Source organism: Gardnerella vaginalis (genome assembly GCF_040427915.1).
GTDB classification, from domain to species: Bacteria; Actinomycetota; Actinomycetes; order Actinomycetales; family Bifidobacteriaceae; genus Bifidobacterium; species Bifidobacterium vaginale_C.
The window spans coordinates 1,323,046-1,342,954 of record NZ_JBETXJ010000002.1; the positions used below are offsets into that span (position 1 = coordinate 1,323,046).

The window sequence follows — 19,909 nt, forward strand, 5'->3', positions numbered from 1 at the left end:
TTCTTAGAATGGAACACATGAATATACAAATAGCACCTAGCATTCTTTCTGCAGATTTTTGCAATCTTGAAAGAGATCTTGTAGCAATTTCAAATGCTGATCTTGTTCACGTTGATGTTATGGATCATCATTTTGTACCGAATTTAACTTTAGGGGAGCCTATTGTTAAACGTATTTGCGAGGTAACCGATCTTCCTGTAGATGTTCATTTGATGATTGAGGATCCTGATCGTTGGGCTCCAGAGTATGCAAAACTTGGTGCTGATTCTGTGAGCTTCCATATGGGTGCCACTCATGCGCCTGTTCGTCTTGCTCGTCAGCTTCGAGACATGGGTTGCAAAGCTTGTTTTGCAGTTCGACCAGCTGAGCCAGTTGAACCTATTTTCGATATTCTTGATGAATTCGATATGGTTCTTATTATGACTGTTGAGCCTGGTTTTGGTGGACAGAAGTTCTTGAGCAATCAAATGGGTAAGGTTCGTCGTTTACGTGATGAAATTACTCGTCGTGGATTGGATACTCATATTCAGGTTGATGGTGGAGTAAGCCCTTCTACAGCTGCTATAGTCGCAGAAGCTGGTGCTGATGTGCTGGTTGCAGGATCTGCTGTTTATGGTGCTGAAAATCCATCAGCAGCTATTGATTCTATTCGTAATATTGCGCAAGAGGCTTGGCGAGCATGAAACTTTTATTGGGGCATTTTTAGAATAATGCCCCAATATTTTATTTATGCAAAATAGAATACAATTAGTGAATCTTTTAAATTGTTTTAAGGAAATTGGTATGGTTAAGTTCGTTTCTAATCAGGAGTACAGTCCTGAAGCACTTGATCGAGTTTTTACTGTACCTAATGTGATTAGTTTTCTGCGTATATGTTCAATACCATATCTTGCCATTTTAATTGCGCAAAATAAAATGTGGTTTGCTCTAATTATTCTTGCTATATCTGCTTTTTCAGATTGCGTTGATGGTTATATTGCTAGAACTTTTAATCAGGTTAGTAAATTAGGGCAAATCTTAGATCCTGTTGCGGATAGGCTTTTAATAGCATGCAGCATTTTAGCTTTAGCGTTTGCCAAGATTATACCTTGGTGGGCGTTGGCTCTTGTTGTTTTGCGAGACATAATAATGGCTATTTTGATTGTTATTCTTGCACAATATGATTATGGACCTTTACCAGTGAACTTCATGGGTAAAACTGGAACAGCATTATTGATGGTTACTATCGTATTATTTATGATTGTTTATGCTGTTGCGACTGAACCAATGCTTATTTTGTATGCTGCAGCAATAGCTTGTGCAATTTGGGGAATAACGCTTTACTGGTTTGCTGGAGTGTTGTATTGCATTCAAGCTTATAAGTTATTAATAAAAAAGTTTAAATAAGGATTATACGTATTATAAACTGGTTTGAATAACGGACATATTTATGGTGCAAAAGACTTCTAATCTAAATCATGGTGTGAATGACACTGATCATAGTGTTATTCCAGAGTCTTTTCCTGCTCCAACCGTTATCTTATTTTCAAAACGCAGAGCAGTTTTTTCCAAATCAGTGTTTGCTCTTGGTCCTCATCATGTGACTACTTCAAGTTATAACTTTTCTAACCACAATGAAAAAAGACGTCGTATTGAAGACTATTCATTACGCTTAATCGATGATTTGAGCAATAGACCAGTGGATCCTCTTTTTATGGATTCCCGTCTTAATAAGCAGAATGTTAGTAAGATTAATATTTGGATTACTAGAATAATTGTTTTTATTATTTGTGTTGCTCTTGGCACTGTGGGAAGTCAATTTGTGCAAAAATTGCATACGGATTCTCGTAAAGCCATACGTTTATCGCTAGCTAACGAGCTTACTTCTCGCACGAGTCGTTTTGACAATCTTGTTAAAGATGTGACTAGATTGCGTACGAGTGTAGATCGTGAGTCAAAAAGGATTAATACTCCTTATGAAAATCAAGTTGATAAATCTGACAATATGACGAATGGTACACATGGCGTTATAGGGTCTGGAATTGTTTTAACTATTGCTAATCCTATTTCTACAAACAATGACGTTTCTAGCGGTAATATTCCTAGAGAAATGGCTAAGGGAGCAAGAATTAGGGTTGTTACCGATAGAGATATTCAGATTTTTGTTTCTATTCTTTGGGATGCAGGTGCAGAAGCAATATCAATAAACGGTCATAGAATTGGCGCTCAAACGTCAATCCGTACTGCTGGGTCAACTATTCTTATAGGTGTTAATCAGACTCAAAGCCCTTATACGATTGAGGCTATTGGAGATAGTTCTAGTCTTATCGAAAAGTTAAATTCTCAAAAGCGCTCTCCGTGGTTTGTTTCTCTTAGCGATGCAGGTATTAATCCGCAAATTTCTAAGTCAAATGCGCTTAGACTTTCCGCTGCTGGAACTGGTGAAATTAATTTTGCAAAAGAATTATTGAGTAGGAGATAGGAAAATAGGTTATGACAGCTGTTCTTGGATTGATTTTAGGTGCTCTTATTGGGATTGTTGTACATCCTGATATTCCAGTAGTTATTCAACCGTATCTGCCGATTATGGTTCTTGCAGCTTTGGACGCTCTGCTTGGAGCTGCAAGAGCTTATTTTGAGCGTAGTTTCTCTGATAAGGTGTTTGTTATTTCATTCTTTTCGAATGTTATTGCTGCTACTCTTTTAGTTTTACTCGGAAATCAACTTGGAGTTGGAGCACAATTGCAAACTGCTGTTATTGTTGTATTAGGAATACGAATCTTCTCTAACGTTTCTGCAATACGTCGTTTTATATTTAGAGGTTGATATGCGTCATCCATTTTCTAATGCATCAAAAAATAGCATAAAGAACGACAATTTAGACGATACTTTTGATAAAAATGTTGACAAAAATATTGATAAAAATATTGACAATATCGTCAGAAAATTGCATCGTCAGCATGCTAAAGATCGCGAAAGTGACCGTACACAAACAGGTTCTTTCCCGATTGTTAAACGAAAAAATAAGCCTTCATTGCAAGGTCATATTACGCGTACGCGTATTTTAACTGGCTTACTTGTTATGCTTCTTTGCGCATTGCTTGGATTTGCTTATATGATTCAAATTAATAGAAGTACACTTGTGTATCAGACGATGAGTGAGGATGAGCTTACTCGTTTAATTACAGAAACTAATTCGCAAATACAAAATCTAGAGCAGCGAAAGTTTGAGTTAACTAGCCAGCTTAATTCTTTAAAAGCGTCTGTTAACAAACAAGAGGAAGCTGCTAGAATTGCTAAGCAGAATTCTCAGACTAGTGGTTTAATATCTGGTCGTCTTCCAGCTGTTGGTAAGGGAGTAATTATTCACATTACTGCTGGAGAAAAAGAGCGTGTGGATGCTGCTACAATGTTTCAACTGCTCGAAGAGCTTCGTAATGCTGGAGTTGAGGTTATGTCTGTTAACGACATACGTATAGTGACTTCTAGCTATATTTCTGACACTAAGCATGGGTTATTGTGTGATGCAATTGAGATTAATCCTCCATACGTTGTTAAAGCTATTGGCGAACCACAGAACTTGCAAAACGCCGTAAACATTGCTGGGGGAGTTGGATCTAGATTAAAAGTTAAATTCGGTGCTTCCGTATATGTTTCAACGCCTGAAGAGGTCGAAATTCGCTCGACACGCGAACCAAAACAGTATCAATATGCAAAACCAGTCGAATAAGAAGGTAAAATAGCAATTATGACTGAACCGATTCCTACTGCTGGCGAAACAACCATTATTGGTATGCCAGCTATTACCATTCCAATAAACTCTAATGCAGATCGTCCTCTTAGGCAGGATGATTTAGATACTATAGCAAAGCTGCTTCCTGGTACTGCCTTGCTTATTTCTACACGTGGAGCAGTTTCTGGATCGCGTTATTTACTAGATGAGGACGTCGTGTCTGTTGGACGAGATTCTAGAGCTGATATTATGCTAGACGATTCTACTGTTTCTAGAGCTCATGCTGTTTTTCGTAGAAATGGTACTGTTTTTAGCATTGCTGATGCTGGAAGTCTAAATGGAACGTATGTTAATCGTAACCGTGTTGATGAAGCTATTCTTCATAATGGTGACGAAATTATGATTGGCAAGTTCCGATTAATGTTCTTTACGTGTGACGCTGTTACTAAACGATAATGACTTTTGAAAACTCTCCTGAAGATAGTGCGTTGGCTGATTCTTTAAAACATGATCATCAACCAACGCAGGGGGAGCTGTTTTCATTTTCGGATGATGAAGAGTATTCCACAGGATACCGTGGAAGTGTTGCTATGAATATCGCTGGTATTACATATAGGCAACTTGATTATTGGGCGCGTAAACACATAATTGAACCTTCTATTAATCCGTCTCATGGTTCTGGATCTCGTCGTTTATATTCCTTTAAAGACATTGCAATTATGGCTGTTTCTAAGCGACTTTTAGACGCTGGAGTAAATCTTACTAATGTGACTACTGCTATAGTGTTTTTAAATTGTTTTAGCGTAAAGCATCTCGAAAATATGACTATAATTTGCGATGGACAATCTGTTGTTGAATGCGATAGTAATCAGGAAAATATGCGAGATATGCTTGAATGTGGTACAGCTGTTTTTGCTATCGCTGTTGGTCGTATTGTTAAACAGGTTAAAGCTGATTTAAACTCTGAATTATCTAAGTAAATTTCTTAATATATTTGTATCTTTTATTCCTAAAATATATCTAATCTGACATAACGTACATTATCGGGTAAATACTCATATATGTTCTAGCAAGAAAAAACAAATAATATTTCAAAATTATTCAAAATACTCGTTAATGGCATTATTCAAATCAGAAACACTGTCGATAATACGATAAGCTCCGTGAGCTTTAAGCTCACCAGGCTCGGCATAACCCCAAGAGCAACCCAAACAATCAATATTGCATGCTAAAGCGCCATCAACATCCGTCCAACGGTCACCAACCATTAAAGCACGGTCTCGTAAAGGATCGAATCTAATATTTTCAAAAACATAGCGAATAACTTGATCTTTATTAATCCTAGACATATCTTTGCTAGCACCATAAATACCATCAATCAAGTTTGTCAATCCAAAATGATCACAAATTGGTTTAACTTGATATTCTGGCTTGCAAGATGCAGTAGCAAGATAATAACCAGACTTTCGTAGCAACTTTAGCTGCTCAGGAATGCCATCATAAACTTTGTTCAAAAAATTCCCCGTAATCATATCACCATTTGGATTATCAGGATCTATAAAAGTTGCAACTTCGGAATAATATTTCCTATACAATTTAACGCCTTCAGATTGCAATTCTTTAGGCATATGATTCCTCTGAAAAGATTCAAGTATAGACGGTCCAACAAAACGCAACATTTCAGTATCATCAGGTATTTGCATACCAAGATCAGACATCGCTTTTTTAGCGCAGGCAATAATACCAGCATGCGATTGTGTTAAAGTACCATCTAAATCAAGAAGAACAACTTTCATAACAGCTTATTTCCCTTAGAAGTGTTTTGTTTGTAAAAATAATTCTCACTCGTAATCAGGAATCCAACCCTCATGATGCATCTTTAAACGCTTATCAAGTAAAGCTTTAAGCTCTTCTTCACTTCTACGCTCTAAAAGCATATCCCAATGCGTACGTGCTGGCTTATTAAAATCATCATCTGGCCTGTCTGCATCGCCTTCCTTATGCGCTAATGCACCACAACGGCATTCCCACTCTTCAGGAATTTCAGCACCTTGAGCAAATGGAAGAATCGTTCTGTGACCTTTAGGACACACATATGCAACATCGTTACGAGCAGCGAAATCAACATTATCGTCGGATTCCAATGATTTAGCTCCAATGCTCATTCCACGTAAACTGCGCTCTGCCATAATATATTATTCTCCTTTTTGTTTTCATTATAAAGCTAGCGAATTGCACGGACGATACACAAATGTATACCATGATATATCAATAACATATCAAACATCACAATAAGCAACTACCCCGCGATTAATAAGTTTAGCTGCTTCATAAGCATTGTGCGCTAAAGAATCATCTACGTTAGGCAATATTTTCAAATATTCGCTAGCAACAGCAAGTTGATTAAGTAAGTCAATAAGTCTTTTTGCAAATCTGACAAAATCACCACCCGTTATGTCAGTATTCTGCAATATGTCAAGTAAATCAGCACCCTGAGCCCAATCATAAATCATATCAATTGCACCAAAATCAAGAGGTCTTAAAGCATCAAGATGATTATTCAAGCACATATCACTTATACGAATAAATAATTCTTTCATCCTTAAAACTGTATTGAATACAGGCGCATTTAATCCTCCAGGATACCTACGCGGCTCTCCCCCAACAGGACCTCTAGACTCGTACACTAATGCAGATAAACAAGACAATAATTGAATAGGTGTTAGATTATTAAAAATTCCTTCACAAATTGATTGAGCAAAAACAACATCAAGCTCGTTGTAAAGTCTACGAAGCAACTGACCCTTGTCTGTTAACACTAAAGCATCGTTCGTATTTTTTAAATAATCTAATCTACAAAGGACTTCACAAATACTATCGAAACATCTTGCAACTGAGCCAGTGCGAGAATTATAGCGATCCTTAACCTGATTTAGTTCACGCATTTCTCGAGCCCAATAATAACCCCAGTGTAAATGACCTTGAATATCTGGGCATCCTGCACAAGGATGGTTACGCTCCTCGTTGCGTAAAGTATCGATAGTTTTATCTAATTCTTTAAAAGCTTTAGTACGCTCAGTTTCACTAGCAAATATTGTATGCTTAAGTTTTCTACGCTGATCATGCTGAGCATCTTTAAGACGCATTCTAAGAGTCATAAACTCAGCAAAATCACCTTGAGTGCAATGAAATGCTTGTTCGTAACCACTAATAGCTTCTTTAAGATCTTCAATACGACTTAAAAGCCTTTGAGCAGAAGCATTGGCTTCCCATTGAGCAAAAGAACTACTTAGAGTTATGCGAGCAGTTTTAACATCACTATTATTTAGGAGATTAACAGCCATGTTGAATGTAGGAACAAAGCTAGAATGAAGAGGATACACACGTTTACTAGACAATGATGCAGCCTTAGAAGGATCAAAATCATGATTGTCAATTAACACTGCATGACCAATATCATCTATGCCACGTCTGCCAGCGCGACCAGTAAGTTGTGTAAATTCACCAGGAGTTAATGGAACGTGACCTGTACCATCAAATTTAACGAGTTTTTCAACAACAACACTTCTCGCAGGCATATTTAAACCTAAAGCAAGAGTTTCTGTAGCAAAAATAACTTTAATAAGACCTCGTTCAAAAAGCGTTTCGACAATATGACGAAAAATAGCAATCATACCAGCGTGATGAGCTGCAAAACCTTGTTCAAGAGCATACCTAAAACGCTCAAATCTAAGTGCCTTTAAATCGCTTTTGCTTAGCTTATTTTCCGCAATCATAGAATCAACTATTCTGCGGATTTCATACATTTCTTCATCGCTAGTAAGAGATAATCCAGCGTTTAAACATTGTTGAACAGCCTGATCGCATCCAGAACGAGAAAAAATAAAATATATTCCTGGGAGCATATCAAGGTAATCAAGCTCATCTATAACAGCCCACCTTTTAGGTGTGTGTCTAACAGCAACTTCTCCCCTATTACTTTTAGATGAATTATCATATTTGTTAGAAAACTTGCCTTTTCTAAAACGTTTATTCGTATTACGATAAGATGCTTTACGGCGTAAAGAAGCATTCTCCCATTGAGTGATTTTTCTTGTTAAGGCAAGATTCACATGATTAGTACTATTACCGTTTTTATCAACATCATATAAGTTAAGTAGTTCAGGCTCTGTGCGTCCATCCTTTTGGATAATAACATGTCTTTCAAGTGGAACAGGACGATGCTCATCTACAACCAAATGTGTTTCTCCGCGCACAGAAGAAATCCATGCACTAAAATCTTCCACATTAGAAACGGTTGCAGAAAGACCAATAATCTTAACGCTCTGAGGAAGATGAATAATAACTTCTTCCCACACAGCACCCCTGAATTTATCTGCAAGATAATGAACCTCATCTAAAACAACAAATCCAAGAGATTTAAGAGTAATTGAACGTTCGTAAAGCATATTGCGTAAAACTTCTGTAGTCATAACAACAATATCAGCTTCTGGATTAACCGAAGTATCTCCAGTTAAAAGTCCAACTCTATCTATTCCATAAACTTCACAGAAATCATGATATTTTTGATTACTTAAAGCCTTAATAGGAGTTGTGTAAAATGTTTTAACTCCACGATTTACGCCTAGGAAAACGGCAAAATCAGCAACAACAGTTTTACCTGCTCCAGTAGGAGCTGCCACAAGAACATTATCTCCATTTTCAAGAGCATCAATGGCTTCAACTTGAAAATCATCTAAATCAAAACTTAAAGATTGTTCAAATTTTGCAGCCATAGATCGAGAGTGCTTAATAGTTTTCTTAAATGAATTAAAGCGCTCAGCTGGAGATAAAGGAATTTCAGAATCATTCTTGCAATCGTTTGAATCAACAAGAATATCATTTTTCTTTTTCTTGCGATATGACGTCTTAGACATAAAAAAGTTTAGTTCTTTCTTCTTAAATCAGAATAATTTTAAGTTCGCAATTCACTAAGATTCTTTTGACTCTTTAAAAATAGGATTATCAATATCTTCTTGACGCAACGACTTTGTATTCCAATTTTGCCAAATGGACTTATGCGTTTCTCTTATACGATTATGACGCTCATTAACCTTAATTCGAGTATGCTCGTATCTACGCGCTGCATCCTTTATAGGACGAGTGAATAGCGGACTTGTATCATTAGCTAAAGAATCATTATTGTCTTGAAGTCTTTCAAAGCAAGAAGAAACTTTTTCAAGAAAACTTGAAGAATTCTCAAAAATACTAAAAGCATTTCTAACAGCGAAAACAGTTCCGCAAGCAATCATACAAAGCATGAAAAGCGTAATAATAATCCAAATCCACCACGGCATTTTAATTCTCCACAATAGGAGAATCGCTATGATCAACACTCAATTCACGTTGAGCACGAGCAATAATCATAGTCCGCAAAGTTTCTGGAGAAACGGCTTTGATATGACGGGCATGAGCAATACAGAAAGCAACAAACCAAGAATCTGAGCAAACAGTCAAATGAACTTTAACGCCACTCCCACAAGGCTCAACCGTAGCACCCGAAAGACTCTTTAAGAAGTTTAAATCAGGTTCATCAGTGATAAAGCATGTTTGCGTACCATTGTCAAAACTCCACTTACGAAGTTCGCTAATAGGAACATCTGGAATTTCTACAGGGCAAACAGGCGCAATTACCTCTGCATGCTCAATGCGAGCAACGCGAAGAACTTGCCAAATTCTAGGCAAACCATTTGCCTTATTGATAGAAGTATCCTTCGCAACGAGATTACGTTTATCTTCTGGAGCCTGATTTTCGACATCAGTCCAAACTGCAACATAATAGACACCTTCATCAACAAAAATCTTAGAAGGTGCAACAACTTTCCTACGAGTTCTGCCCGCTCCGTCTGTATACTCCATGTCAATTAGAGCACCAGCATTAATAGCGCTACGAACTATAGAACAGTTTCTAGGCTCTACTTCATAACCAGTAAGACTCAGCCAAGGAGTTTCACCTGGACGCACATGCCTACGCAAACGCATATACAACGCCTTAGCCTGGTCTCTCTGTTCAACAGGAAGAAGCGGTGAATGAGCAAGATAATTAACTGATGCGGTCAACATGCTCATATACTGCTGAGAAACGCCAGCCAATCGCTCAAGCCCTAATGAATTTGTTGCAGAAACAATTCCTTCAGCTTCTAGCAAAGACCAATCAATATCGAAGAACTGACTACCAGCCATCTCTCCATCATCGGATACAGTCGTAAGAGTGTTGATATCTTTGTGCAAAATAGCAACAAACCTACGAAGTTCGTCTTCACTCTTTGGCTTGCCTATAAATCTAACAGCAAGCTCATCCAATGGGAACTCTTCACCAAGATGTGCAGAAAGGAAGAGCATTAATCGAAGTCTGCGATCAACCTCACTTCCAGTTTGGAAAGATGCTTTCTTTTGGCGTGATTTGTCTGGCTCAGAGTCAGACAAATCCTGATTATCGTCAGAGCTATTTTGCGATAAATCGTCTTGCTCAACATAATCTTCATCGCAAGACACAAATTCCGTTGCAGCATTAAGTCTACGATGGAATGCATCTACTGCTTCTTGTGGGCTTACAACACAAGAACCTGGATGTTCAAGCACAAACATCGCTAAATCATCCGAATCGGTATAAGCAACATTCAAATGCTCGCCATCAACATCAACTGTTGCAGCAAATCTACGCGAATCAATAACCTTAACTAACGCATCTGGGATTGTCTGAGTGCCTAAACCTGGAGCAATAGAATCAAGACCTAATCCAGGTATAGGAGTTTGAGGAACTCTCGGAGCTGTACGAGATGCAGAAGAATGCTGTTGCTCAACTTTACGAGATTCAGAAGAAGAAATAGACATAGACCTAGCCAAATAATTGGCAGCAGCCAAAACAGGAAGTTCTTCTTGCTCGAAACGTATACGAACTCTTGGCTCATCGCCGAGCTGCAATCTATAAGATGCGAAATCTTGCCCTTCGGATTTGGAAGAATATTCTGGCTGTCTTGACTCAATTGCAATTCCCATAGCCGCAAGTTTTGCACGATCCCTTTGGAACTGCTTAGCAAAAGCTGCCTTAGCAGCCTGATCTGCAAGTTCCCCATATGAATCAGCATAAGCTTTAACTCGTTGTGCAATCTGACGCGAAGTCAGCCATTGTGGAAATGCGGAAGACAACACCGCGAGCACGTCTAGCTCATGTTTGCCCCACTTATCGGAAAAACGACGTCTTCCGTTACTTCCTTCTGCCATTGGTCCTCACGTATCGTTTCTTTTGTAGTTTCCTTCCATGCATAGAGAATCTGCGATTAATGTAAGACGCTAAATCCTCCACACACACTTTATCTATTTTAATGGTGTTTTGCTATACGTGTGGACATTTTTAAAAAAACTCATGATTTTTCTTATTTTATTATTATGAAGGGTAAGAAAACCCTTGAAAACAAGCCATTTCACACGCGACACGCCATAAATATTTTTTAATTCCCAAATTTCACACGCTATTTACACCCATTCATCTGGTTCAATACCCTGAGGTCCAACAAATTCCCCATTTGGAACGTAGCTCGGCTCTCCGGTATCTTCTAAAACAGCATCAGAGAACATAGAAACCTGATTTCCAAATGTCCAATCACCACGAATAGTAACTGACTTTGCAGCAGCTAAAGCAGGTACTGAGTAAGGGAATCTTTCATTGAAATCATTGATATTTCGATAATAACGAGGATCAAGATCAATATCTGGGAATATGTAGTTGCCATCCTCCATCTCATAAGAATCAGTAAGATGGAATCTGTCTGAACGCATTATAAACAAATCATTGGTTGTCTTAACGGGTAAGAATCTCATTCTATCTACTTCTACACAAATAGCATCATTAAAAAGCGAGATTGCAGCGCCCATCGCAGTTTCCAGCTGAATAACTTTCTCGCTTTTTTCATTTGTAGGATCAATAGTTTTTCTATTGCAAATCACGGGAAGAGGAAGAACGCCATTGTATTCTTCCAACTTCTTTTGCAACGCGTCAACGCGAACCCAAATATTATTTGTATTAAAATAGGGATGTTTTTTAATACTTTGAGCACTTCTTCGATCTTCTGGATGAACTTGAGTCATTTCTCGAAGCATCATTCTTCCGGTTTCGAGATCTCTAACAATATGACCACCCTTACGATCTGCTTGAGTACGCTTAGCAACCTCAATCATTATTGAAGCACCAGTGTTTTCAAAATGCTGCGCAAGAGTACGAGAAGGTCTAGCGCCTAAATTATCCGAATTTGAAATAAATAAATACTCAATACCATTTTTCTTCAAAACGTTTAACAATCCTGATTCCCAAATTGTTGAGAAAATATCTCCATGACCTGGAGGACACCACTCTAACTCAGGATCTTCTGGATAAGAAACTGGCTCACAAGTTTCCTCTAGTAATTTGGGTTCTTGATGCTGAATAATTTCAACAGGAATATTTTTTTGAGAAAATTTACGATTACGCTTCAGCACTTGTAATGTATCTTTAGATGTGCGGAAAGAGTTCATAAAAATAAGAGGTAAATCAACACCTAAGCGTTGACGTGCTGTAAGAACCTGACCGATTATTATATCTATAAATCGCATTTGTCGAGCTTTGTGCCTACGGACAGGTAACAAGGATTTTGCGCATGACAATCCCATAGATGTTCCCAAACCACCATTAAGCTTAATAAACGCTGTTTTTGCGAAGGCGTTTACAGCCTTATCATGATCAATAGTCTCATAAATTTCGTGAAAATTAGGAACACTCTTAATAGGCTCTACAGTATTTTCGCGAATAAATTCACCAGACTTATCATTAATCCACGAGTCATAAAGATGCGCAAATTGATTAATCGCAATCTCACTCATACCTTGTTCGCGCATCTTTGCAGCGGACAATTCAAAAGTGTCGCCCATTTAAGACAGCCTCCTTGTATGCATTATGTTTAATAGTTTATCTATTCAATCTATATGTTGCAAACAAGGTGAATTGATTTTATTACTAAACATTATTACTAAACATCAAAAAAATAGCGCAACAGGCGGAATCAAACCCATTGCGCTATTACTCATAATTAATCTAAAAATTAGGATTAATCATGCTTTTTATTATTTTTATCTTGGTTAGTATTTTGACTATCATCTAGATTCTCGTCACCAGTTTCTAGATGATGCTCATCGTAGCCTTGCAAGTAACGAGTACGACGCCAATGGTGAATAGAAGCGTTTGTACCGCGGTGATGCACGTGGTACTTTCTAGGAGTTCCACCATACGGAAGCTCTTTAACTTCCTTAGCAACAGCAATTTGGTTCACGTTAGAAGGATCCATAATTGCGATTGGAGCAACAGGTTCTGGCTCTGTTGGAGCTGCAGTTCTGCTACTGAGCTTTGATGGAAGCCATTCAGCAAACCAAGAAAGCGCCCAGCAAATTAAGAAGTACACAATTGCAGCAACAGTCAAAGTTTGCAAAATGTTAAAGTACATTGATCCAAGTCGTCTAGATTCTTGGAGCAAATCAGTGTACATAATGATGGAACCTAATGCAGTATCTTTTAACACAACAACAAGCTGAGTCACAGCTGCTGGGAGCATTGCGATGATAGCTTGTGGCATTTCGATTTGTGTTAAAGACTGATATTGAGATAGTCCAAGTGCCAAAGACGCTTCACGCTGACCGTTAGGAAGATTTCCAACGCCAGATCGAACTAGCTCTGCAACAACGGAACCGTTGTATAAAATTAAAGACAATACAACAGCCCAATAAGATGCACCATTTATTCCTGCAAACGCAAATCCTCGCCAAAGGAATATCATAAGCAAAAGCACTGGCACAGCGCGGCAAAACTCAACAACAACGGCAGAAATGCTGCGAAGAAACAGGTTAGGCAATAGTCTTAAAAGACCAAATAAAAGTCCAAAAACTATCGATCCCACAACGGCAAGAAGAGAAGCTTTAAGAGTCATCCACAATCCTGGAAGATAAAAATCAGTCCATGCCTCTGCTTCTACAGCAGGATTCCACAAAGACCACGAAAGCTGGTTTTCACCTTCTGGAGGATTGCTAAGTCTTAAAAGCAAAGCAATAACAATAAGCGCAAACACAGCGCACGCGACAATATTTGCAATGCGAATCTTCTTTAAAGCCTTAGGTCCAGGCGCATCAAATAACAGAGATTTTTCTTGTTTTTTTGCCATTTTTATCACCTTCTAACCGCAAGCTTATTAGACAAATAAGTTGTGAAAATACCGATTGGAATAATCAACACAATATATCCGCACGCAAAAATCAAAAAGATTGGAACAATCAAATCTGCGTGCCTTTCAATCATCTCACTCATAAGAGTAGATGTTTCAGTTGCTACGGATGCAGCTGCGGCAACAGTAGAATTTTTAAGCAACGCAATAAAAGTGTTTCCAAGAGGTGCTACAGATCCGCAAAATGTTTGAGGCAAAATCACATTAAAAGCTGATTGGAAGAAGTTAAGTCCAAGCGCTCTACATGCTTCTGCCTGACCCAAAGGTACAGTATTTAAACCAGATCTTAAAGATTCGCAAACAAATGCTGCAGTGTAGAAACTCAAACCAGCTATAGCAAGCCAGAAGAAGTTTATGCTGAAAACAGTTGAGAAACCGAGCTTTAGCTGAGCGTATACGCCAAGAACCATAAATACCATGATTATAGTTAGAGGCATATTCTTAAAGAACTCAACATATGCGCTTGCAATAATGCGAAGCGAATGAATTGGGCAAATCCTCATCATAACTAAAATCACACCAAGAATCGTGGAAAATAGCACACTCCATAATGTGATTTCAATATTTACCAAGAATGCTCCTGGAATATTGTACGAGGTAAATAATTGCACAAAGTCTTGCATTTTACTCCTCCCCCTCATTTGGTACTGGCGGATTATACTTTGCGTTTGGCTTAAAACCAGTTCCGTGCATGTTATCGTCTAAAGCCCTTTTCCATGAACCATTTTTAATCATGTCTTTAAGAGCATTATTAATGCGCTTAGCTAGCTTCGTGTTTCCTTTTTTAATGCCAATGCCGTAGTGTTCTTCAGTAAATGGCTTACTAACAAGTTTTAGTCTGCCTCTAGAAGCTGTAGCAAGACCGGCAAGAATAATATCGTCTGTTGTAACAGCGTCTACGATTCCAGAGAATAATGCCGTTGCACACTCCGCATAGCCAGGCTGTTGCATAAGTTGTACTTTTGAAGAGTATTTCTCTTTAATAACTATTGCAGACGTAGAACCAGTTACTGAGCATAAACGCTTTCCGTCTAAATCATCTGGACCGCTTACTTTATGCTCATCTTTACGAACTAATAAATCTTGACCTGCAATAAAATATGGTCCTGCAAAAGAAACAGTGTTTTTTCTAGCATCTGTTATGGAATATGTTGCAACAATCATATCAACATCGCCATTTTGAAGCATTGCTTCGCGCTGTTTTGAAGGCGATTCCTTCCAAACAATCCTATCTTCGGAGTAACCCAACTTTTTGGCAACGTACTTTGCAACGTCTACATCAAAACCAACGTAGGTTCCAGACTTTTTAAAGCCAAGACCAGGCTGATCAAACTTAATACCAATTCGTATTACATCGTTGCGACTATTTCTACTGCAAGCAGTAAGAGGGAAAATGCAGCACATTACGCAAAGCATAGATAAAATTACACGATACGTGTGCCTTAATCCCAGTCTGCAACGCTTACACTTAAGCGCAATATTGTGTAAATATTTCATAACTACCTCTTAAAGATTTAAAAAATCGATACTAATGATTTAAATTAATGAGTCAAAATCTTTGAAAGGAAGTCTTTTGCTCTGTCTGTCTTTGGATTTTCAAAGAACTCTTCTGGCGTATTTTGCTCAAGAATTCGACCATCTGCCATAAACACGATTTTGTCTGCTGCTTTACGAGCAAAGCCCATTTCGTGAGTAACGCAAATCATTGTCATGCCTTCTTTTGCAAGCTCAACCATAACATCAAGAACTTCGTTAACCATTTCTGGATCAAGTGCAGATGTAGGTTCGTCGAAAAGCATCACCTTTGGATGCATTGCAAGTGCGCGAGCAATTGCAACTCGCTGCTGCTGACCACCAGAAAGCTGAGAAGGCATTTTGTTAGCTTGATTATCAACGCCAACTCTAGCAAGAAGATCCATTGCCAAACTTTCTGCTTCTTGCTGCTCCATATGACGAACCTTAATAGGAGCAAGAGTAACATTTTCTAGAATCGTCTTGTTTGCAAAAAGATTAAAAGACTGGAACACCATTCCTACTTCTGCACGCAATGCAGCAAGCTCTTTTCCTTCTTGAGGAAGAGGCTTACCATCAATGCGAATATCTCCAGAGTCAATAGTTTCAAGACGATTAATCGTCCTGCACATTGTTGACTTGCCAGAGCCAGACGGTCCAATAATTACAAGCACTTCGCCTTTATTAACTGTCAAGTTAATATCTTTTAAAACGTGAAGCTTACCATAGTGTTTTTCAACGTGGCTAAGTTCCACCAACGGCTGTGCTAATTTTTTTGTGTTGTTTAATTTAGTATCCATAGAAAGGATTCTAATGTTCTTGTGTTACATGCGTTTATCGTAATAGTTACTTTTAAACGCTTATAAAGTTACGAAAAACAATAAAAATGATACAAAAATGTTAATTTTAGTTTAAAAATGCCGTTAAGTGCGGATTTCCTAATACAATCACACAACTTAACGGCATTATTAGCAATATTTAAATTGCAAATTATTGCATTCTATTATATTTACGATTACTCGTCTTCTTCTGGATCGTAATCAACGCCAGTTTCAGCACGCTGTTCGTCAGAAATTGGAGCAGGAGCGCCAGTTAGAGGGTCGCGTCCGCCACCAGCCTTAGGGAAGGCGATTACGTCGCGAATCGAGCTTGCGCCTGCAAGAATTGCAGCAGTACGATCCCAGCCCAAAGCAATACCAGCGTGAGGTGGAGCACCATACTTAAATGCTTCGAGCAAGAAGCCGAACTTTTCGTCAGCTTCAGCCTTATCGATTCCAAGAACGTTAAGAACGCGATCCTGAATATCGTCGCGGTGAATACGAACGGAGCCACCGCCCATTTCGTTACCGTTGCACACGATATCATAAGAATCGCTCATAGCATGCTCTGGATCTTTATCGAACTTATCAATCCAATCAGCAGATGGCATTGTAAACGGATGGTGCATAGAAGTCCACTTGGAGTGGCCGACTGCAACATCGTCATCGTCTGGATCATCCGTGCGCTTGAACAGCGGGAAGTCAACAACCCAAGTGAAAGCAAACTCATCTGGGTGAAGCAATCCTGCGCGGCTAGCAAGTTCTACACGAACAGCACCGAGCAAAAGCTGCGAAGACTCGCGGCTTCCTGCAGCGAAGAACACTGCATCGCCATCTTGCGCTCCAACAGCTTCCTTAAGACCTGCACGCTCTTCTTCACTAAGATTCTTAGCAACAGGGCCCTTCAACTCGCCATCTTCACCAAATACAACGTAAGCCAACCCTTTAGCTCCACGCTGCTTAGCCCAATCCTGCCAAGCGTCAAACTGACGACGAGGAGTTTCAGCACCGCCCTTAAATAGCACAGCACCAACGTAAGGAGCTTGGAATACGCGGAATGGAGTGTTTTTAAAGAAATCAGTCAACTCAATAAGTGGGTTTCCAAAACGCAAATCTGGCTTGTCGGAACCATACTTATCCATAGCTTCCTGCCAAGTAATACGAGGCAAAGGAAGAGTGATTTCGTGACCTGCTTCCTTCCAAATAGCAGCAATAACGCGCTCTGCCATAGCCATAACATCTTCTTGGCTTGCAAAGCTCATTTCCATATCGAGCTGAGTAAACTCAGGCTGACGGTCCGCACGGAAGTCTTCATCGCGATAGCAGCGGGCAAGCTGATAGTAGCGTTCAACGCCAGAAACCATAAGCAACTGCTTTAAAAGCTGAGGAGACTGTGGAAGCGCGTACCAAGATCCTGGAACCAAACGTGCTGGAACAACAAAGTCGCGCGCGCCTTCTGGAGTGGACTTAATAAATGTTGGTGTTTCAACTTCCGTAAAGTCCATATCTTCCAAAGCGTGACGAGCAGCTTTAGCCATATCAGAGCGAAGCTTCAAATTGCGCTGCATTGATGGGCGGCGCAAATCAAGATAACGATACTTCAAACGAACATCTTCGCTTGGAAGCTTGTTTTCGGACTCGTTTTCCAAAGCTGTAGAAACCTGGAATGGCAACGCGTCGGACTTAGCGAGAATTGTTACTTTATTTGCAACAATTTCGATTTTTCCTGTTGCTAAATGATCATTTTCATTTCCATCTGGACGCAGGCGAACCTCACCAGTAACCTGAACAACAAATTCACTACGCAATGGTCGCGCAGTTTCCTCATCGTAAATAACAACCTGCACTAAGCCTGTGTTGTCACGAACATCTACGAAAGCGACGCCACCGTGATCACGGCGACGATCAACCCAACCAGCAATGGTTACGTTCTGTCCGACCAAGGTCTCAGTCACTTCAACGGCATGGTGTGTGCGATACGCCGTCTGGCTCATAAGTCCACTTCCTTGTTTAAATAATTTTGTTAATTTTTGTTTTGACTTTAATAGTTTACCGCATGAATCGCGCGTTCAAATATTGCAAAATATATTCTTAAAATATAAAGCAAATTATTGAGCGCAAGAAACAGTCTGCCGGGCATAAACAGTATCTGGTTGCCAAGACGTGACGTCTGCAGAAACTTGTTCCCCAGTAATAATATTCTTCACTTCATCATGGATAGATTCAGAATCTGCACTATCAGCTGGGAACCACACATAAGGAATACCTAACTTATCTGCATATTTTATCTGCTTACCAAGTTTTGCTGCACTTGGAGAAACATCAGCAGCAATTCCTCTAGAACGAAGCTTTCGAGCAATCTCGTTACAAGCAGACCTATCTTCCTCATTCCAAACCGCCACCAATACTGCAGCAGGAGAAACACGGGAAACAGTGGCACCAGCTGTGTGAAGCATATAAGAAAGTAAACGCGAAAGTCCTATAGAAAGACCTACGCCTGGATACTTTTTATTACCTTGAGAAACAAGATTGTCGTAGCGTCCGCCAGAGCAGATTGATCCAAGGGATTCAGCACCATTTAAGAATGTTTCATACACGGAACCTGTGTAATAATCCAATCCTCGCGCAATCTTCAAATCTGCCACAACAGCACCTGGACGAATTTTTGCTGCGTCATCCACAATCATTGCAAGAGTTTCAACACCCTGTGAAGCTAAAGTGTACGACTCGTTATCTTCACTGCGAGAAATATCATGCTTATCGCATAATTCGTCGAAACGAGACTTCAACTCATCTCCTGTTTCGGCAGTAAGTTCAGCCAATTCTAAACATGCAGCAGCTTGAGATTCAGTAGCTCCGCACTCTTTTACCAAAAGCTTAGCAACTTCTTCAGCGCCAATTTTGTCGAGTTTGTCGATTTCTCGAAGAACTCCCTCAATATCGCTTAAACCAATACCGCGATAAAAACCTTCAGAAAGCTTACGATTATTGGCATGAACAGTGGCTTTAGGTAATCCGAATTCGCGCAAACGCTCAAGTGCTTCTACCATAACAAGAGGAAGCTCCACTTCGTAGTGAGACGGCAAATCACCATTTCCCACAACATCAATATCTGCTTGAACAAATTCACGGAAGCGTCCTTCTTGCGGACGTTCGCCGCGCCAAACTTTTTGCATCTGCCAGCGCTTAAAAGGAAAAGCTAAATCGCCAGTGTGTTCAACAACATAACGACTAAGAGGAACTGTTAAATCAAAATGCAAACCTATTCTATTTTCAACAGGAGTGTCGCTTTCATGCCCCACCTCTTGCAATCTAGACAAAAGATAGATTTCTTTGCTAGTTTCGCCTTTTTTTAACAGACTTGAACCCTGCTCAACAGCACGAGTTTCAATGCCTATAAAACCATTTAATTCAAATACTTCCCGCAATGTGTCCATAACACGCTGTTCAACAGCGCGCTCACTAGGAAGCCACTCTGGAAAACCAGATATTGATGAGCCTTGTACCATGTCCACTATAATAGGTTATGTTGCGGAAAAATCATGGCTTACCGTCATACTTATTCGTAACACTGTTACCGTGCA

The 19,909-nt window shown here is 39.4% G+C and carries 19 protein-coding genes; 7 read left to right on the forward strand and 12 right to left on the reverse strand.

Annotation, left to right across the window (positions count from 1 at the left end; translation table 11 throughout):
- Positions 1 to 17 precede the first annotated feature (17 nt).
- The 7 genes from rpe to ABVC65_RS05410 all read left to right on the forward strand — a co-directional run bounded on the left by rpe (position 18) and on the right by ABVC65_RS05410 (position 4,692).
- Complete coding sequence (gene rpe, locus ABVC65_RS05380) at positions 18 to 683, forward strand: ribulose-phosphate 3-epimerase (protein ID WP_019261676.1); 666 nt, start codon at positions 18 to 20, stop codon at positions 681 to 683.
- Between the two features lie 100 nt (positions 684 to 783).
- Complete coding sequence (locus ABVC65_RS05385) at positions 784 to 1,386, forward strand: CDP-alcohol phosphatidyltransferase family protein (RefSeq protein ID WP_004125866.1); 603 nt, start codon at positions 784 to 786, stop codon at positions 1,384 to 1,386.
- A gap of 43 nt (positions 1,387 to 1,429) precedes the next feature.
- On the forward strand, positions 1,430 to 2,461 hold the full coding sequence (locus ABVC65_RS05390; RefSeq protein ID WP_353582769.1) for a DUF881 domain-containing protein: 1,032 nt from the start codon (positions 1,430 to 1,432) through the stop codon (positions 2,459 to 2,461).
- Between the two features lie 11 nt (positions 2,462 to 2,472).
- Positions 2,473 to 2,805, forward strand: a complete 333-nt coding sequence (locus ABVC65_RS05395; RefSeq protein ID WP_004111642.1) for a small basic family protein — start codon at positions 2,473 to 2,475, stop codon at positions 2,803 to 2,805.
- A 1-nt stretch (position 2,806) separates the two neighbouring features.
- On the forward strand, positions 2,807 to 3,709 hold the full coding sequence (locus tag ABVC65_RS05400) for a DUF881 domain-containing protein (protein WP_016810525.1): 903 nt from the start codon (positions 2,807 to 2,809) through the stop codon (positions 3,707 to 3,709).
- 18 nt (positions 3,710 to 3,727) lie between these two features.
- Positions 3,728 to 4,168 (forward strand): FHA domain-containing protein, encoded by a 441-nt coding sequence (locus ABVC65_RS05405; protein WP_004111634.1) that lies wholly within the window; start codon positions 3,728 to 3,730, stop codon positions 4,166 to 4,168.
- The gene (locus ABVC65_RS05410; RefSeq protein WP_004120637.1) at positions 4,168 to 4,692 is read left to right on the forward strand and encodes a MerR family transcriptional regulator; all 525 of its coding nucleotides are present in this window, start codon (positions 4,168 to 4,170) and stop codon (positions 4,690 to 4,692) included. The genes ABVC65_RS05405 and ABVC65_RS05410 overlap by 1 nt, the downstream gene beginning before the upstream one ends.
- A gap of 117 nt (positions 4,693 to 4,809) precedes the next feature.
- Here ABVC65_RS05410 and ABVC65_RS05415 read toward each other — a convergent pair whose 3' ends face one another.
- From ABVC65_RS05415 to hisS, 12 genes are all read right to left on the reverse strand, one after another.
- Entirely contained in the window at positions 4,810 to 5,508 is a 699-nt protein-coding gene (locus ABVC65_RS05415; RefSeq protein WP_353582770.1) for an HAD hydrolase-like protein, read from the reverse strand.
- A 45-nt stretch (positions 5,509 to 5,553) separates the two neighbouring features.
- Positions 5,554 to 5,901, reverse strand: a complete 348-nt coding sequence (locus ABVC65_RS05420; protein ID WP_004111625.1) for an RNA polymerase-binding protein RbpA — start codon at positions 5,899 to 5,901, stop codon at positions 5,554 to 5,556.
- 90 nt (positions 5,902 to 5,991) lie between these two features.
- Positions 5,992 to 8,628, reverse strand: coding sequence for a DEAD/DEAH box helicase (locus tag ABVC65_RS05425; protein WP_353582771.1), 2,637 nt, complete (start codon positions 8,626 to 8,628; stop codon positions 5,992 to 5,994).
- Between the two features lie 54 nt (positions 8,629 to 8,682).
- Complete coding sequence (locus ABVC65_RS05430) at positions 8,683 to 9,048, reverse strand: hypothetical protein (protein ID WP_353582772.1); 366 nt, start codon at positions 9,046 to 9,048, stop codon at positions 8,683 to 8,685.
- Position 9,049: 1 nt separating this feature from the next.
- Positions 9,050 to 10,975: a helix-turn-helix transcriptional regulator gene (locus ABVC65_RS05435; RefSeq protein WP_116692077.1), complete on the reverse strand. Its 1,926-nt coding sequence runs from the start codon at positions 10,973 to 10,975 to the stop codon at positions 9,050 to 9,052.
- A gap of 252 nt (positions 10,976 to 11,227) precedes the next feature.
- Positions 11,228 to 12,655, reverse strand: a complete 1,428-nt coding sequence (locus tag ABVC65_RS05440; protein WP_353582773.1) for a UTP--glucose-1-phosphate uridylyltransferase — start codon at positions 12,653 to 12,655, stop codon at positions 11,228 to 11,230.
- A 176-nt stretch (positions 12,656 to 12,831) separates the two neighbouring features.
- Entirely contained in the window at positions 12,832 to 13,935 is a 1,104-nt protein-coding gene (locus tag ABVC65_RS05445; protein WP_032812200.1) for an amino acid ABC transporter permease, read from the reverse strand.
- A 5-nt stretch (positions 13,936 to 13,940) separates the two neighbouring features.
- The gene (locus ABVC65_RS05450) at positions 13,941 to 14,618 is read right to left on the reverse strand and encodes an ABC transporter permease subunit (protein WP_016810532.1); all 678 of its coding nucleotides are present in this window, start codon (positions 14,616 to 14,618) and stop codon (positions 13,941 to 13,943) included.
- Position 14,619: 1 nt separating this feature from the next.
- Positions 14,620 to 15,492 (reverse strand): glutamate ABC transporter substrate-binding protein, encoded by an 873-nt coding sequence (locus ABVC65_RS05455; protein WP_353582774.1) that lies wholly within the window; start codon positions 15,490 to 15,492, stop codon positions 14,620 to 14,622.
- Between the two features lie 44 nt (positions 15,493 to 15,536).
- Entirely contained in the window at positions 15,537 to 16,307 is a 771-nt protein-coding gene (locus tag ABVC65_RS05460; protein WP_016810534.1) for an amino acid ABC transporter ATP-binding protein, read from the reverse strand.
- Positions 16,308 to 16,522: 215 nt separating this feature from the next.
- Positions 16,523 to 18,319 carry an aspartate--tRNA ligase gene (gene aspS, locus ABVC65_RS05465; protein WP_004120649.1) on the reverse strand — a complete coding sequence of 599 codons (1,797 nt, stop codon included), beginning with the start codon at positions 18,317 to 18,319 and terminating at the stop codon, positions 16,523 to 16,525.
- A gap of 114 nt (positions 18,320 to 18,433) precedes the next feature.
- A complete protein-coding gene (gene hisS / locus ABVC65_RS05470) occupies positions 18,434 to 19,834 on the reverse strand; it encodes a histidine--tRNA ligase (protein WP_353582775.1) in 1,401 nt (466 codons plus the stop codon).
- Positions 19,835 to 19,909: the final 75 nt, after the last annotated feature.

Coding starts and splice junctions, on each gene's coding strand:
- ABVC65_RS05435 (WP_116692077.1), bottom strand. CDS start 10,975: ATGGCAGAAGGAAGTAACGGAAGACGTCGTTTTTCCGATAAGTGGGGC.
- ABVC65_RS05420 (WP_004111625.1), bottom strand. CDS start 5,901: ATGGCAGAGCGCAGTTTACGTGGAATGAGCATTGGAGCTAAATCATTG.
- ABVC65_RS05460 (WP_016810534.1), bottom strand. CDS start 16,307: ATGGATACTAAATTAAACAACACAAAAAAATTAGCACAGCCGTTGGTG.
- ABVC65_RS05410 (WP_004120637.1), top strand. CDS start 4,168: ATGACTTTTGAAAACTCTCCTGAAGATAGTGCGTTGGCTGATTCTTTA.
- ABVC65_RS05395 (WP_004111642.1), top strand. CDS start 2,473: ATGACAGCTGTTCTTGGATTGATTTTAGGTGCTCTTATTGGGATTGTT.
- ABVC65_RS05425 (WP_353582771.1), bottom strand. CDS start 8,628: ATGTCTAAGACGTCATATCGCAAGAAAAAGAAAAATGATATTCTTGTT.
- hisS (WP_353582775.1), bottom strand. CDS start 19,834: ATGGTACAAGGCTCATCAATATCTGGTTTTCCAGAGTGGCTTCCTAGT.
- ABVC65_RS05405 (WP_004111634.1), top strand. CDS start 3,728: ATGACTGAACCGATTCCTACTGCTGGCGAAACAACCATTATTGGTATG.
- ABVC65_RS05400 (WP_016810525.1), top strand. CDS start 2,807: ATGCGTCATCCATTTTCTAATGCATCAAAAAATAGCATAAAGAACGAC.
- ABVC65_RS05390 (WP_353582769.1), top strand. CDS start 1,430: ATGGTGCAAAAGACTTCTAATCTAAATCATGGTGTGAATGACACTGAT.
- aspS (WP_004120649.1), bottom strand. CDS start 18,319: ATGAGCCAGACGGCGTATCGCACACACCATGCCGTTGAAGTGACTGAG.
- ABVC65_RS05385 (WP_004125866.1), top strand. CDS start 784: ATGGTTAAGTTCGTTTCTAATCAGGAGTACAGTCCTGAAGCACTTGAT.
- ABVC65_RS05450 (WP_016810532.1), bottom strand. CDS start 14,618: ATGCAAGACTTTGTGCAATTATTTACCTCGTACAATATTCCAGGAGCA.
- rpe (WP_019261676.1), top strand. CDS start 18: ATGAATATACAAATAGCACCTAGCATTCTTTCTGCAGATTTTTGCAAT.
- ABVC65_RS05440 (WP_353582773.1), bottom strand. CDS start 12,655: ATGGGCGACACTTTTGAATTGTCCGCTGCAAAGATGCGCGAACAAGGT.
- ABVC65_RS05415 (WP_353582770.1), bottom strand. CDS start 5,508: ATGAAAGTTGTTCTTCTTGATTTAGATGGTACTTTAACACAATCGCAT.
- ABVC65_RS05445 (WP_032812200.1), bottom strand. CDS start 13,935: ATGGCAAAAAAACAAGAAAAATCTCTGTTATTTGATGCGCCTGGACCT.
- ABVC65_RS05430 (WP_353582772.1), bottom strand. CDS start 9,048: ATGCCGTGGTGGATTTGGATTATTATTACGCTTTTCATGCTTTGTATG.
- ABVC65_RS05455 (WP_353582774.1), bottom strand. CDS start 15,492: ATGAAATATTTACACAATATTGCGCTTAAGTGTAAGCGTTGCAGACTG.